The sequence below is a fragment of the Micromonospora sp. genome (genome assembly GCF_048594385.1).
In the GTDB taxonomy this organism is placed as follows: Bacteria; Actinomycetota; Actinomycetes; order Mycobacteriales; family Micromonosporaceae; genus Micromonospora; species Micromonospora wenchangensis.
The window spans coordinates 1-14,721 of record NZ_JBMDWU010000308.1 but is presented as its reverse complement, the minus strand read 5'-3'; the positions used below and the strand labels follow the sequence as shown (position 1 = coordinate 14,721).

12 protein-coding genes and 1 pseudogene are annotated in these 14,721 nt (G+C 74.3%); 8 read left to right on the top strand and 5 right to left on the bottom strand.

The features are described 5' to 3' along the window. The 3 genes and pseudogenes from ACOJTC_RS16385 to ACOJTC_RS16375 form a co-directional block, all read left to right on the top strand. Window positions 1-323: pseudogene (locus ACOJTC_RS16385) on the top strand (ABC transporter ATP-binding protein); the annotation flags it as partial. Then, the gene (locus tag ACOJTC_RS16380; protein WP_420117530.1) at window positions 320-1,075 is read left to right on the top strand and encodes an ABC transporter permease; all 756 of its coding nucleotides are present in this window, start codon (window positions 320-322) and stop codon (window positions 1,073-1,075) included. The pseudogene ACOJTC_RS16385 and the gene ACOJTC_RS16380, both read left to right, overlap by 4 nt. A gap of 5 nt (window positions 1,076-1,080) precedes the next feature. Continuing rightward, entirely contained in the window at window positions 1,081-1,728 is a 648-nt protein-coding gene (locus tag ACOJTC_RS16375) for a TetR family transcriptional regulator (RefSeq protein WP_420117529.1), read from the top strand. A 165-nt stretch (window positions 1,729-1,893) separates the two neighbouring features. Here ACOJTC_RS16375 and ACOJTC_RS16370 read toward each other — a convergent pair whose 3' ends face one another. The 3 genes from ACOJTC_RS16370 to ACOJTC_RS16360 all read right to left on the bottom strand — a co-directional run bounded on the left by ACOJTC_RS16370 (window position 1,894) and on the right by ACOJTC_RS16360 (window position 6,543). Then, entirely contained in the window at window positions 1,894-2,667 is a 774-nt protein-coding gene (locus tag ACOJTC_RS16370) for a DUF2470 domain-containing protein (protein ID WP_420117528.1), read from the bottom strand. Between the two features lie 101 nt (window positions 2,668-2,768). Beyond that, window positions 2,769-4,559 (bottom strand): ABC transporter ATP-binding protein, encoded by a 1,791-nt coding sequence (locus tag ACOJTC_RS16365; RefSeq protein WP_420117531.1) that lies wholly within the window; start codon window positions 4,557-4,559, stop codon window positions 2,769-2,771. A gap of 112 nt (window positions 4,560-4,671) precedes the next feature. After that, window positions 4,672-6,543 (bottom strand): ABC transporter ATP-binding protein, encoded by a 1,872-nt coding sequence (locus tag ACOJTC_RS16360; protein WP_420117527.1) that lies wholly within the window; start codon window positions 6,541-6,543, stop codon window positions 4,672-4,674. A 158-nt stretch (window positions 6,544-6,701) separates the two neighbouring features. Here ACOJTC_RS16360 and ACOJTC_RS16355 point away from each other — a divergent pair, with 158 nt between their 5' ends. The 3 genes from ACOJTC_RS16355 to ACOJTC_RS16345 all read left to right on the top strand — a co-directional run bounded on the left by ACOJTC_RS16355 (window position 6,702) and on the right by ACOJTC_RS16345 (window position 10,594). Beyond that, complete coding sequence (locus tag ACOJTC_RS16355; RefSeq protein WP_204927731.1) at window positions 6,702-7,331, top strand: TIGR03085 family metal-binding protein; 630 nt, start codon at window positions 6,702-6,704, stop codon at window positions 7,329-7,331. A 210-nt stretch (window positions 7,332-7,541) separates the two neighbouring features. After that, entirely contained in the window at window positions 7,542-8,678 is a 1,137-nt protein-coding gene (locus ACOJTC_RS16350; RefSeq protein WP_420117526.1) for a terpene synthase family protein, read from the top strand. 89 nt (window positions 8,679-8,767) lie between these two features. Further along, window positions 8,768-10,594, top strand: coding sequence for an AMP-dependent synthetase/ligase (locus ACOJTC_RS16345; RefSeq protein WP_420117525.1), 1,827 nt, complete (start codon window positions 8,768-8,770; stop codon window positions 10,592-10,594). Between the two features lie 58 nt (window positions 10,595-10,652). Here the strand turns inward: ACOJTC_RS16345 and ACOJTC_RS16340 are convergent, their stop codons facing one another. Next, complete coding sequence (locus ACOJTC_RS16340) at window positions 10,653-11,957, bottom strand: low temperature requirement protein A (RefSeq protein ID WP_420117524.1); 1,305 nt, start codon at window positions 11,955-11,957, stop codon at window positions 10,653-10,655. Between the two features lie 134 nt (window positions 11,958-12,091). Continuing rightward, window positions 12,092-13,552, bottom strand: a complete 1,461-nt coding sequence (locus ACOJTC_RS16335; protein ID WP_088643138.1) for a PLP-dependent aminotransferase family protein — start codon at window positions 13,550-13,552, stop codon at window positions 12,092-12,094. Window positions 13,553-13,610: 58 nt separating this feature from the next. On the opposite strand from ACOJTC_RS16335, the gene ACOJTC_RS16330 reads away from it, so the two are divergent. Then, on the top strand, window positions 13,611-14,321 hold the full coding sequence (locus ACOJTC_RS16330; RefSeq protein WP_204927734.1) for a YczE/YyaS/YitT family protein: 711 nt from the start codon (window positions 13,611-13,613) through the stop codon (window positions 14,319-14,321). 57 nt (window positions 14,322-14,378) lie between these two features. Then, the coding region (locus tag ACOJTC_RS16325) for a hypothetical protein (protein WP_420117523.1) at window positions 14,379-14,721 on the top strand (343 nt) is incomplete at its 3' end.

Below are 14,721 nucleotides of genomic sequence, written 5' to 3'. Positions count from 1 at the left end.
TGGCCTGCGCGCTGGTCGGCGAGCCGGAACTGGTCGTCCTCGACGAACCCACCGTCGGGCAGGACCCGGTGCTGCGGGCCGACCTGTGGGCCCGGTTCCACGCCCTGGCCGCCGCCGGCACCACACTGCTGGTGTCCAGCCACGTGATGGACGAGGCGGCCCGCTGCGACCGGCTGCTGCTGATCCGCCACGGCCGGCTGATCGCCGACGACACCCCCGACGCGGTCCGCGCCGCCACCGGGGTGGACGACCTGGAGGAGGCGTTCCTGCGGCTGATCCGGGCCGCCGGGACGGAGCCGACGGGCACCGGGGAGGCGGCGTGAACCCGACGATCCTGGCCGCCACCACCGGGCGCATCCTGCGTCAGCTACGGCACGACCGGCGTACGGTGGCGCTGCTGGTGGTGGTGCCGACGGTGCTGCTCACCCTGGTCTACTTCATGTACGCCGACCAGCCGGCCCCGCCCGGTGGGCCGTCCCCCTTCGACCGGGTGGCCCTGGTGATGCTGGGCTTCTTCCCGTTCATCATCATGTTCCTGGTGACGAGCATCGCGATGCTGCGGGAACGCACCAGCGGAACGCTGGAGCGGCTGCTCACCACCCCGCTGGGCAAACTCGACCTGCTGTTCGGCTACGGCATCGCGTTCGGGCTGGCCGGGGTGGTGCAGTCGACCGTCGCCGCCGCGGCGGCGTACCGGCTGCTCGGGCTGACCACCGCCGGCTCCGCCGGGCTGGTCGTGCTGATCGCCGCGGTCAACGCGGTGCTGGCCGTCGCGCTCGGGCTTTTCTGCAGCGCCTTCGCCCGCACCGAGTTCCAGGCGGTGCAGTTCATGCCGGTCGTGGTCGCCCCGCAACTGCTGCTGTGCGGGTTGTTCGTGCCCCGCGACCAGATGGCCGGCTGGCTCCAGGCGGTCAGCGACGCGCTGCCCCTGTCGTACGCGGTGGAGGCCCTCCAGGAGGTCGGCGCGCACTCCGCACCGACCGGCCTGATGTGGCGGGACGTGTCGATCGTGGCCGGCGCGGCGGTGCTGGCCCTGGTGCTGGCGGCGGCGACCCTGCGCCGGCGCAGCGGGTGAGCCCGGTGGCCCGACGCACCGGCCGCCGCCCCGGCAACCAGGACACCCGGGAGGCGATCCTCGCCGCCGCCCGGTCGGCGTTCGCCGAACGCGGCTTCGACGCGGCCCCGATCCGGCAGATCGCCACCGCCGCCGGGGTCGATCCGGCCCTGGTGCACCACTACTTCGGCAGCAAGGAGGAGCTTTTCCGGGCCACCGTCGACATCCCCGTCGACCCGGCCGCGCTGCTGCCCGCCGTGCTGGCCGGCGACCCGGACGGGATCGGCGAGCGGCTCGTCCGCACGTTCCTCGGGGTGTGGGACTCGCCGGCCGGTGGGGCGGCGGCGGCGCTGCTGCGTTCGGCGGCCAACAGCGAGTGGACGGCCCGGCTGATGCGCGAGTTCCTGACCACCCAGGTGCTGCGCCGGGTGCTCGACCAGCTCGACCTCGACCCGGCGGAACGGCCGCTGCGCGGCGCCCTGGTGGCCACCCAGATGATCGGGCTGGCCATGATGCGCTACGTCATCCGCCTCGAACCGGTCGCCTCCGCCACCCCCGACACCCTGGCCGCAACCCTCGGGCCCACCATCCACCGCTACCTCACCGCCCCCCTCCCCCACCCACCCACCGCCCCACCACCCGCCGCCCCACCGCCCGCCACTCCGGCTCGGTGATCAAGAGGTTCGCGTCACGCCGGTCGGCGGCCCGGACGCAAACCGCTTGATCCCCGGGGCGAGGCGGGGCCGAGGCGGGGACGCGCGGGGCCGTGGCGGGGCGGGGACGCGCGGGGCCGGGCGCGCGACAGCCCGTGGCTGGAGGGGCCACGGGCTGTGGCGGGGCTAGTCGCGGTCGGTTCGGGTGTTGGCGGGGTGACGGGGGGTGCGGGGGTGCGCGGTGGAACGGGTGCAGAGCAGCGGGTGCAGCACCCGGGACAGCTCCGACAGGTCGGTCACCGGCTGCGGGAACGGCAGGCGGGCACGACGCCTGTCGCCGGGGCCGCCGAGCGCCACGACCAGTCCGTACCGGTCGAGTCGGACCACCCGGGGCTCGCCGCCGGTCAGGCCGAGCCGGCGGCACAGGTACGCCGTCACCTGCGGCCCGTGGTGGTCGGCGAGGTCGGCCAGCAGGGCGGCCTCGTCGGCGTGCAGCGGGTCCGGTTCGGCGGCGGCGTAGTCGCCCGGATCGACCCGGTGCACCGCACCGGCGGTCTCCAGCCGGGCCTCGGCCACCTCGAAGCGGTGCAGCCGGAACCGGCTCCCGACGTCGAGCAGGTCGCCGGTCGGGTCCACGGCGGCGAACTCGACGGCCGCCCGACGGGCCGGGTCGCCGGTCAGCGGCGCCGCCCAGCCGGACACCCAGGCCCGGCCGGTCGACGGCGCACCGGCGGCCGGGGGCAGGTCGAGCACGTCGAGCACCACTGCCACGTCCCGCGCGGCGGCCGGGTCCAGCTCGGCGGCAAGGTCGCTGAAGACCGGGACGAGCAGCAGCACCCGCCCCTCCGCGTCGGTGGCGTGCCGGACGTGGAACGGACCGGGGCGGTGGGCGAGGTGCACCAGGCCGGGTAACCGACCGGCCACCAGGGTACGGATCAGCTCAGCAGGGGTCGGAGCCACGGGCACCTCCGAAAAAGGTTAGCCTTACCTAACCCGCAGAGTAGAGCACCGGGGCGACCACGTCCACCGGACGGCATTCCCACCGGTGGGCAGCACGTGGATCAGCGGGTCTGCTCCAACCAGGACGCGTAGAGCAGGGCGTACACCGAGTCCGGATCACGCAGCAGTTCCTCGTGCGGACCCCGCTGGACGATCCGGCCCCGGTCCACCACCACCACCTCGTCGGCCGCCTGCGCGGTGGACAACCGGTGCGCGATGGCCAGCGTCGTACGCCCCCGGGTCACCGCGTCCAGGGTGCGTTGCAGACGTACCTCGGTGGCCGGATCGACCGCGCTTGTCGCCTCGTCCAGCACCAGCAGGTCCGGATCCGCCACGTACGCCCGGGCCAGCGCCACCAGCTGCCGCTCCCCCACGCTCAACGCCTCCCCCCGCTCCCCCACCGGGGTGGCCAGTCCGGCCGGCAGGCCGTCCAGCCAGTCGGCCAGGCCCAGCTCGGTGAAGGCGGCCGTCAACTCCGCGTCGGTCAGCTCGGGACGGGCGAAGCGGACGTTCTCCCCGACCGTGGCGTCGAACAGGAACCCGTCCTGCGGCACCATCACCACCCGGGACCGCAGCGAGTCGAACCGCACGTCGTGAAGCGGCACCCCGGACAGCAGCACCCGCCCCTGCGTCGGGTCCATCAGCCGGGTGAGCAGCTTGGCGAAGGTGGTCTTGCCACTGCCGGTCTCACCGACCACCGCCACCCGGCTCTTCGCGGCGATGTCCAGGGTGACGCCGTGCAGCACCGGCGGCCCACCCGGATAGGCGAACGTCACGTCGGCGAAGCGGATGTCCAACGGGCCGGCCGGCAGGTCCCGGCCCTGCTCCCCCGGATCGGCCACGTCCGGCGCGATGTCCAGCACGTCGAGCACCCGCCGCCAGCCGGCGATGGCGTTCTGCGCCTCGTTGAGCACCTCGGTGGCGATCTGCACCGGCTGGATGAACAGGGTGACCAGGAACAGGAACGCGGTGAGCTGGCCGACCGACAGCGTCCGGTCCACCCCCAGCGACACCCCGACCACCACCACCCCGGCCAGCGCCACCCCGGCCGCCAACTCCCCCACCGAGCTGCCCATGATGCTGATCCGGATGGCCCGCTGCTGGGCCAACCGCTGCCCCTCGATCGCCGCGTCCAACCGCCGGGCCGTGCGCCCCGAGACGCCGTACGCCCGGATCACCGGCGCCCCCACCACGCTCTCGGCGACCGTGCCGAGCAGGATGCCCATCCGCTGCCGGACCACCCCGTAGGCCCCGGCCAACCGACGCTGCAACAACCGGATGATCAGCACCGCCGGCGCGAAGGCGACCAGCACCACGAGCGTCAACTGCCAGGAGTACGCCAGCATCACCGCCGTGGTGACCGCGAGCTGACCCAGGTTGACGATGAGGATGACCCCGCCCCACTGGAGGAACTGGGTGATCTGGTCGACGTCGCTGGTCACCCGCGAGACCAGCGACCCGCGCCGCTCCGACTGCTGGTGCAGCATCGACAGGTCGTGCACGTGCCGGAACGCCCTCGTCCGGACGTTGGCCAGCGCGGTCTCACTGACGGTGAACAGCCGCCGCATCATCAGGTAACCGCAGACGGTGGTGAGCACCAGCACCGCCGCCGTCGCGGTGACCACCGTGACGATCACCCCGAGATTCGGCCCGCCGGGAACGGCGATCCCCTGGTCGATGCCGCGCTGCACCGCCACCGGCACGGCCACCCGGCCGACCATGTAGACAAGCGCCAGCGCCAACGTGCCGGCCAGTCCGGTACGCAGCTCCGGCGAGAGCGCCAACCCCCGCCGCAACGTCTGCCAGGTCCCCTCGGTCCGCTCGACCGGCTCGTCCCCGCCACCCTCGCCCACCGCCGTCGACCTTCCGCTCGCGACCACCCGACCCCGCACCGCACTCCTCACGCTCACCGGACTGCCTCTCCGCTCGCGACTGCGGGGCTCCGCTGCGCTGCACTCCTCGCGCTCACCGGTCCACCTCGATCTCCAGGCCCGTCGGCAGCGGGGCGACCTCGTCGTACGTCCGGTTCTCCGCGCGTTCCTGTTCGGCCTGCTCGTAGGCGGTGACCAGGTCGACGTAGCCGGGCACGGTGGCCAGCAGCTCGGCGTGGGTGCCCCGGGCCAGCACCCGGCCGTGCTCCAGGTAGATCACCTCGTCGGCGAGCGCGATGGTGGCCCGCCGGTACGCCACCACCAGGATCGACGCGGCGGCCGGCTGTCCGGGCGCCGGGGCGCGCAGCCCGGCCAGGATGGCGGCCTCGACCCGGGGGTCGACCGCGCTGGTGGCGTCGTCGAGCACCAGCAGCCGGGGCCGGCCGGCCAGGGCGCGGGCCAGGGTGAGCCGCTGCCGCTGGCCGCCGGAGAGCGAGGTGCCCCGCTCACCGACCATGGTGTCCAGCCCGTCGGGGAGGGCGGCGACGAAACCGTCCGCCTCGGCCAGCCGCAGCGCCGCCCAGACGTCCTCGTCGTCGATGCCCGGCCGGTCCAGGCTGATGTTGGCCCGGACGGTGTCGTCGAAGACGAACGGCACCTGGGCGACCAGGGCGGCGGTCGAGGCGAGCGACGCGGCGGTGAGCCGGCGTACGTCCACCCCGTCGAGGGTGACCGTGCCGGCGTCCGGGTCGACCAGCCGGACCGCCAGCGAGGCGATGGTGGACTTGCCGGCGCCGGTCGGCCCGACCAGCGCCACCGTCCGCCCGGCGGGCACGGTGAAGGCGACCTCGCCGAGCACAGACGTGCCGGGCAGGTGCGCCTCGGCGGGCTCGTAGCCGAAGTGGACGCCGTCGAAGGCGAGGGTCGCCGGGCCGGCGTCGTCGAGGGTGACCTCGCCGTAGGGCATCTCGCCGGTGGCGTCGAGCACCCGGCTGACCCGGTCCCACCCGGCCACGCTGCGCGGCAGCTCGGCGAGCACCCAGCCGATCGCCCGCACCGGGAACGCCAGCACGGTGAACAGGAAGGCGACGCTGACGAGTTCGGTGACGGTGATCGCGCCCTGCCGCAGCCGGACCGTGCCGACCACCAGCACAGCCAGGGTGCCGAGGCTGGGCAGCGTCTCCAGCAGGGGGTCGAAGACGCCGCGCAACCGGCCGACCGCGATCAGCGAGTCCCGCAGCTCCCGGGCCCGCTCGGCGAAGCGGGCGGTCTCCTGGGCCTCCCGGCCCATGGTCTTGACCACCAGCGCGCCGTCGAAGCTCTCGTGGGCGATGCCGCTGACCTCGGCCCGCAGCCGCTGGGCGCGGGCCTGGCGGGGGGCCATCCGGCGGGAGTAGACCACGTTGAGCGCGAACAGGGCGGGGAACACGGCCAGCCCGACCAGGGCGAGCGCCCAGTCGGTGACGAACAGCGAGCCGACCGCGCCGACCAGCATCACCAGCGTGCCGACCGCGAACGGCAGCGGCGCGATCGGGTACCAGGCCGCCTCGACGTCGGAGTTGGCGTTGGACAGCAACGTGCCGGTGGCGTTGCGGTGGTGCCAGGCCAGCGGCAGGTCGAGGTAGCGGCGGGTGACCCGGCGACGGTAGGCGGCCTGGAGGCGGAACTGCATGTAGCCGGCCCCGAGCCGCCGGCCGAAGATGCCGACCACCCGCAGCACGCTGATCCCGAACAGTGCCACGGCGGCCAGGGCCACCGTGCCGGTGCCGACCTCGCCGGCCTCGACCGCCGGCACCACCACGTCGCCGACGACCGCGCCGACCACGTACGCGCTGGCGATCACCAACCCGCCGAAGAGCACGCTGCCGGCCACCGCCACCGCGAAGATGCGCGGTTGTTCCCGGATCGCCCGGCCGAGGACCCACAACCCTCGGCGGATCACGTCCCGACTCGTCCCGCTCGCCACGCTCTCCCCCGCCGTAAGCCGCAATTATCTCCCTTATCCTTACCGGTCCCGGCCACCGCCGCCGCCCGGCGACGTATGTCCACCGTCACGTCCCGCCCGCGCCCGTCGCGGCGGGTCTCCGCCGCGCCGACGGCGGCCCGCCGACCTACGATCGCTGCATGCCGCGGTACGCCCGAGCGGAGCGCGAGGCGCTCGCCGACCTGATGCTGGAAGTGGGCCCGGACGCCCCCACCCTCAACGAGGGGTGGACCGCCCGGGACCTCGCCGCCCACCTGGTGGTGCGGGAGCGCCGCCCCGACGCCGCCGGCGGCATCCTGCTGCCGCCCCTGCACGGGTACGCCGAGCGGGTGCGGCTGCGGGTCGCCGCCCGCCCCTGGCCGGAACTGGTCGACCAGGTGCGCCGGCCCCCGGTGTGGAGCCCGGTCAGCAATCCGCTGACCGACGAGCTGGCCAACACGATGGAGTTCTTCATCCACCACGAGGACGTCCGGCGGGCCCGCCCGGGTTGGCACCCCCGGGACGTCCCGGCGGGGCTGGCCGCCCGGCTGTGGAAGCCGGTGTCCCTGCTGACCCGGACCCGGGCCCGACGCTTCCCGGCGCACCTGCTGGTGCAGGCCCCCGGCCACGGCGAGCTGACCGCCGGCCGGGGCGGTGACCGGGTACGGCTGGTCGGGCCCCCCGGTGAGCTGGTGCTCTTCCTGTCCGGCCGGCAGCGGGTGGCCCGGGTCCAGCTCGACGGCCCACCGGCGCTGACCGAGCGGCTGCGGACGGCCGCGCTGGGGTTGTGAGCCCCGCGTCGCCTCCGTCGGGCCGTCCGGCGGGGCCACTGCGGCGGACACCCTGTGCGGCCGGCTGATCACCTGGCGCAGCGAGGAGCGTCGCTGTTCGCAACAGGGGTGGAATCGGTCACCCCGACCACCCTGACAACGACTGGTGTCGATCTCCATGCCGTACTCTCCGGCGACGTCGCCCGTGGAGGGCGGCCGACTGGGGACGCCATGCGAAGCTTCGACGTCTCGGCCCTGTACGAGCCACCGTTCGTCAGCCGCCGGCACGTCGCCACCGACCGGGTGGCGGCGGAGAGCCTGGAGTGGGCCCGGGGGCAGGGCCTGGTCGGGGCCGGACCGTCGACCTCCCGGCTGCACCGGGCCGGCGCGGCCGAACTGGCCGGACGGGCCTGCCCGCAGGCCCCGGTCACCCGGCTGCGACTGCTCACCGACCTGTTCTCCTGGCTGTTCGTGATGGACGACGTCTGCGACGACGACGGCCTGGGCAGCGCGCCGGCCACCCTCGCGCCGACGGTCGCCGCACTGCTGGACGTGCTCGACCGGCACGGCTGGCCGACCGACGCCGGCGCGTGGCCCGGCCGGGGCGGATCAGCCGGGGCGTCGACCAGCCAGGGCGGATCGGCCGGGACGTCGACCCGCCAGAGCGGATCGGCCGGGGCGTCGACCGGCCGGGGCGGATCGGTCGGCGACGGTGTTCCCCCGGGCGACCGGGACACGCCGGCCGGGGCACTCGGCGTCGCGCTGGCCGACCTGTGCCGGCGGGTGGTCGACCAGCGCCGCCCCACCCTGCTGCTGCGCCTGGTGAGCCAACTGCGGGAGTACCTGCTGGCACTGCTGTGGGAGGCCACCAACCGGGAGCGCCGCCGGGTCCCCGGGCTGGCCGAGTACCGCCAGATGCGCCGGCACACCGGTGGCGTACGCCCCAGTCTCACCCTCACCGACCTGGCGTACGGCCACCCGCCCGCCCCGGCCCGGCGGGTCGATCCGGCGCTGCTCGCCCTGGACGACCTCGCCGTCGACCTGGTCTGCTGGTGCAACGACCTGTTCTCCTACCGCAAGGAACGGGACGCGGCGGCCGACCCGCACAACCTGGTGACCGTCCTGGCCGTGCAGCACGGGCGGGACGAGGCGGCGGCCTTCCAACTGGCCGCCGGCTGGTTCAACGACGGGCTGGCCGGCTACCTGGTGCGGGAGGCGGCCCTGGTCGCGCATGCCGGGCCGGCGGTGACGCCCTATCTGGCGGCCCGCCGCGCCTGGCTACGCGCCACCTACGACTGGTCGATGCGGGTGGACCGGTACGCCGGGCCGTCCGGCGGGACTCAGCCGCCTCACAGGTTCGAGGGCTAGCCGATGCCCGGGTGCAGGCAATACCCTTCGGTAACCGCAGAGCGACGTGACCCCCGTCACGTCACCCACCCCCGAAGGCGGCAACCTCGATGGCTCTCGATGTCCCTTACCGTTCCATCCCCGATATGTTCCGCAAGCGGGTGGCCGCCACCCCCGACCAGCGCGCCTTCGCCCACCCGGCGGCGGACGACTCGGGGCCGGTCTGGTTGACCTGGGCGCAGGTCGGCCAGCGGGCCGACGCGGTCGCCGCCGGCCTGCACGGGCTCGGGGTCGGGCTGGAGGACCCGGTGGCGATCCTGGCCAACACCCGGCTGGACTGGATCATCGCCGACTTCGGCATCATGTGCGCGGGCGGCGCGACCACCACCGTCTACCCCACCACCGAGCCGCAGGACGCGACGTACATCATCGCCGACTCCGGCTCGCGGGTGCTGTTCGCCGAGAACCCGGCCCAGGCGGCCAAGGTGTCCGGCGCGCAGCTGCCCGCGCTGACCCACGTGGTCCTCTTCGACGGCACCCCCGACCCGACCGCCGCCGTGCCCCAGCTCACCCTGGCCGAGCTGGAGGAGCAGGGCGCGCGGGCGCTCGCCGCGGACCCGGGCCTGGTGGACCGGCTGATCGCCCCGGTCGGCCCCGAGCACCTGGCCACGCTGATCTACACCTCGGGCACCACCGGCCGGCCGAAGGGGGTCGAGCTGCTGCACGGTGGCTGGTGCTGGGAGGGGGTGGTGCAGGCGGAGACGGGCCTGCTGCGCGACGACGACGTGCAGTACCTGTGGTTGCCGCTGTCGCACTCGTTCGGCAAGACGCTGCTCTGCGGCTCGACGCACGTCGGCCTGCCCACCTACGTCGACGGCCGGGTGGACAAGCTCGTCGAGCTGCTCGGAGTGATCCGGCCGACGCTGATGTGCGGGGCGCCCCGGGTCTACGAGAAGGTCTACAACAAGGCGGTCACCACCGCGCAGGACGCCGGGGGCGCCAAGGCGAAGATCTTCGCCTGGGGGGTCGAGGTCGGCAAGCGGAAGGTCGCCCTGGAGCAGGCCGGCCGGCCGGTGCCGGGCATGCTGAAGGCCAAGTACGCGGTGGCCGAGAAGCTGGTGTTCAGCAAGCTTCAGGCCCGCCTCGGCGGCCGGATCCGGGTGCTCGTCTCGGGTGCGGCCCCGCTGAGCGCCGAGATCGCCACCTTCTTCGCCGCGGCCAACCTGCCAATCTCCGAGGGGTACGGCCTGACCGAGACCAGCGCCGGCAACTTCGTCAACCCGCCCGACGGGCTGCGGATCGGCACGGTCGGCCGGGCGATGGGCGACCTGGAGTGCCGGATCGACACCGACGGGGAGATCCTCGTGCGCGGCCGGCCGGTCATGCGCGGCTACCACAACCTGCCCGAGGAGACGGCCGCCGCGTTCACCGAGGACGGCTTCTTCCGTACCGGTGACATCGGCAGCCTCGACGACGACGGCTACCTGCGCATCACCGACCGTAAGAAGGACCTGGTCAAGACCTCCGGCGGCAAGTACGTCGCGCCGTCGCACATCGAGGGGATGTTCAAGGCCATCTGCCCGTACACCTCGCAGGCGATCGTCATCGGCCAGGCCCGCAACTACTGCACCATGCTGGTCAGCCTGGACCCGGACGCGATCCGGGGCTGGGCGGCGGGCGGTCCGCTCCAGGGGCGCGACTACGCCGAGATCGTCGCCTCGCCCGAGGCCCGCGCGATGGTCGAGGAGCACGTCGCCCAGCTCAACACCAGGCTCAACCGCTGGGAGACGATCAAGAAGGTGACCGTCCTGCCCCGCGACCTGACCATCGAGGACGGCGAGATGACCCCCTCGCTGAAGATCAAGCGGCGCGGTGTGGAGAGCAACTTCGCCGCCGAGATCGACCGGATGTACGAGGGCAGCCTGGCCGAGATCTGAGCCCCGCCGACCGGCCGGTGTCCGTGTCCCCCCGTCCCGGGACACGGCCGCCGGCCGGTCACAGGTGCTCGTGACGCCACCGGCTCTGTGCCTCCTCGACGGCCTCCTCCTGCGCCAGGGCCAGCCGGCGCACCCGCCGCCGACGGCGGCCCTGGCTGCGGGTCTGCACCGCGGCCAGCACCACACAGACCAGCGCCAGCAGGGCCAACGCGCCCACCTCGGGCACCCGGGCCCCGGCCGGGGCGAGCGCCGCCAGGGCCAGCACCGCCAGCACCGGCGGCCAGCGCAGCACCCGGGTCGCCCGCAGCTCGCAGGCCACGAGGCTGAGCAGGTAGAGGCCCACCCCGCCCCAGAGCACCAGCACCCAGAAGCCGCCCAGCGGCACCCCCCAGGTCGGGGTGTCCGGGTCGGCCACCTCGGCCAGCAGGTCCTTCAGGCCGAGGGCGAAGAAGATCACCCCGGCGATGATCGGCAGGTGCAGGTAGGTGTAGACGTCGCGGGCCAACCGGGCCCTGCCCACCGGATCGCGGCTGCCGTGCAACGCCTGCTCCAGGGCGAGCGCCAGGGTGTCGAAGTAGGCCCACCACAGCACCGACGCGACGGCGATGCCGAACACCGCGGCGATCACCACCGGCCAGGTCAGCGGCAGGCCGGTGACGAACTTCGGGCCGACGCCGAGCGCGATGATCGACTCGCCGAGCGCGATCAGCACCATCAGGGCGTGCCGTTCGGCCCAGTGCCCGGCGGAGAGCACCGCCCAGTAGGTCCCGCCGAGGCGGATCCCGGCCACGTACTCCACCAGCAGGGCCAGCGTCCAGAGGGTGAGTTGCAGGACGGTCGCGGTGCCGTCGGCGGCGACCCGGTGGGGCAGCAGCGCGGAGGCGACCAGCAGCGCCGTGGCGGCCACCGGCAGCAGCGCGAGCCGGGTCCACTGCCGCCACCGGGCCGGGTCGCCCCGGGCCAGCACCCCGAAGACCCCCAGTTGGCAGGCCCGGACGAGGAAGTAGCAGCCGGCGAAGACCAGTGGGCCGTTCAGCCCGCCCGGCTCGTCGACGAACGCCCCCGGCATGCTCAGCGCCAGCAGGAAGGTGGCGGTGACGGTGAGGAAGCCGAGCAGCGGCAGCGGTCCCTGGTCGGCGCGGACCGCGTTGCCCAGGCCCGCGAAACCGGTCCAGCACCACCACAGCAGGCCCAGCACCAGCAGGCAGCGCAGCAGGTTGGCCCCGGTGGGCTCCTGTGAGGTCAGCGCGGTGACGGTGAAGAACGCGAAGACGAAGACCAGGTCGTAGAAGAGTTCCAGCCGGGTGGTCCGGGAGCCGGGCGCACCGGGCCGGATCCCGTGCCACCGTCCCGGGCCACCCACACCGGCAGTCTCCCAGCCGGGGCCGCCCGGTCAGGCCGGTTCGCCCCGACCGGCGACCCGGCCGGCCGACGGCGACGGGTGGCCCGCCCGGTGCGGTCGAGGCCCGGGTGGGCGGAACGTCGCGGGCGGCCGGGTCAGGCGATGACTGCCGGTTCCCGCCAGCGCGGGCGACCCGCGCCCCGGTCGAGGTCGTAGCGGATCGCGGCCAGCCGGCCGACCGCCTCCACCAGGTCGGCGACGGGCAGCGTGAACGGCAGCCGCAGGAACCGTTCCAGGGTGCCGTCCAGGCCGAACCGGGGACCGGGCGCCAGCCGTACGCCGACCTCCTCGGCCGCGCGGGCCAGCGCGCTGGAGATCGGGCCGTCCAGCTCGACCCAGAGCGTGACGCCGCCCCGGGGGACGTCGAAGCGCCAGTCCGGCAGCCGTTCGGCCAGCACGGCGAGCAGCGCGTCGCGCTGGGTGACCAGTTGCGCCCGGCGGGCCGCGACGATGGCCGGGGCCTGGGCGAGCAGGTGCACCGCCACCAGTTGGTCGAGCACCGGACTGGCCATGTCCACCCCGACCCGGGCGGCGGCGAGCCGCTGCACCTGCGGGGCCGAGGCGCGGACCCAGCCGATCCGCAGGCCACCCCAGTAGGGCTTGCTCATCCCGCCGATGGAGATCACCCGGGAGTGCCTGTCGAACACGGCCATCGGCGGGGGCAGCGGCGTGCCGTCCAGCGGCAGGTCCACGAAGGACTCGTCGACGACCAGGTCGGTGCCGGCGGCGTGGGCGGTGGCGACCAGCCGCTCCCGCAGCTCGGCGGCCATCAGGTGCCCGGTCGGGTTGTGGAACTCGGGGATCAGGTAGGCCAGTTTCGGCCGGGTCTGCCGGACGCTGCCCAGCAGCAGGTCGGCGTCCCACCCGATCCCGTCGACGGCGAGGCCGTGGGTGGTGATCCGGGCCCGCCGGGCGGCCAGCGCGGCGAGCGCGTTCGGGTAGGTGGGCGACTCGACCAGGACGTTCCCGCCGGGCACCAGGGCCAGCCGCAGCACCAGGTCCAACGCGTGCTGGGTGCCGCTGGTCACCATGATCTGCTCGGCGCTGGTGGGCAGCCCCCGCTCGGTGTACGCCCGGGCGACCGCCTCGCGCAGCTCGATGATGCCGGTCGGGTGGTAGCCCGCGCCGGACAGGTACCGGGGCAGGTCCTCCACCGCGGCGCGGGCGGCCGGGACCAGTTCGGGTGGGGCGGCCAACGCGGCCACCCCGAGGTCGATCATGTCGCGGTCGTCCAGCGGGGTCCACAGGCCGGTGCTGGCGACCCGGTGGGTGCCGGGCAGCATGGTCCAGCTCCCCGCACCGCGCCGGCTGGCCAGGTGGCCGGTCTCCCGCAGCTGCCGGTACGCCGCGGTGACCGTGGTACGGCTGATCCGCAGCGCCTCGGCCAACTCCCGTTCGGCCGGCAGGCGTACCCCCAGGGGGAGCCGGCCGTCGGCGAGCAGACCCCGGACGGCGGCGGCGAGCGCGGCGTAGTCGGGGCTGCGACGGCGACCGGGCAGCGCATGCCACTGCCCGAGCAACCGCGCCAATTGGACCCCTCGCACCTGGCTGGTCACGGCCACCCCTTCGGAATTGGCTCTTCAGTGGGCGATATTGGACCCTAGGGTGGCATGCATGGCTCCGATTGGCAATCTCCGGCACCGGCCCGGCCGCCGGCTCACCCAGCTCTACGCCGGGCTGGTCCTCTACGGGGTCAGCATGGCCATGATGATCCGTTCCGGGCTCGGGCTGGACCCGTGGGACGTCTTCCACCAGGGGTTGTCCCGGCAGACCGGCCTGTCGTTCGGCACCGTGACCATCGCGGTCGGCGCGGTGGTGCTGCTGCTCTGGATCCCGCTGCGGCAACGACCCGGGCTCGGCACGGTGAGCAACGTGCTGGTGATCGGATTGGTGGTGGACGCCACGGTGGCCCTGCTGCCGGCCGGGTGGCCGCTGCCGGCCCGGATCGCCCTGCTGATCGGCGGCATCGTCGCCAACGGCGCCGCCACCGGCCTCTACCTCGGTGCCCGGCTCGGCCCCGGCCCCCGCGACGGCCTGATGACCGGGTACGTCGCCCGCCGGCCGGGCCGCTCGGTCCGGCTCGTCCGCACCGTGATCGAGGTCACCGTGCTGGCCCTGGGCTGGCTGCTCGGCGGCACGGTCGGCGTGGGCACCGTCGCGTACGCGCTCGGCATCGGCCCGCTCGCCCAGTTCTTCATCCCCCGCCTCGCGCTTCCCGACCCGCCGGCGGCGGCCCCCACCGCCCCGCGATCCGGTGCCCCGGCACCGGTTCCCACCCCGCCGTGCGGCGCTGCGTCCGCACGTGGGCACGCTGAGCTGCGCTGACAGGACAGGGGGAAAGTAGGTGTTTCCTCAACGGACACCTACGGGCATCATTCGTGCATGGGGGAGAACGCGTGGCGCTGGACGGACGCCTGGATCTTCGTGTCACTGGTGATCGCCAGCGGGGCCGGACGGCACCGGCGGGCGGCGGATTCCCGCCGCCCGGAAGGGGTACGGCTCACCGACGTGCTGTCCACCGCCGACCATCTCAACCAGGCGATACCCGAACGACAGGACGTGGAGACAGCGGTCCGGCGGCTGGTCGGCGCGGGGCTGGTCACCGTCTCCGACGGCTGGTTCCGGATCACCCCGGACGGTGAGCAGCTCTGGCGTACCCGACCCCGGGCCGGGGTAGGGGGCACGGTCGACAGCATGCAGGGGGTGCTCGTCCGGCGGCACGCCC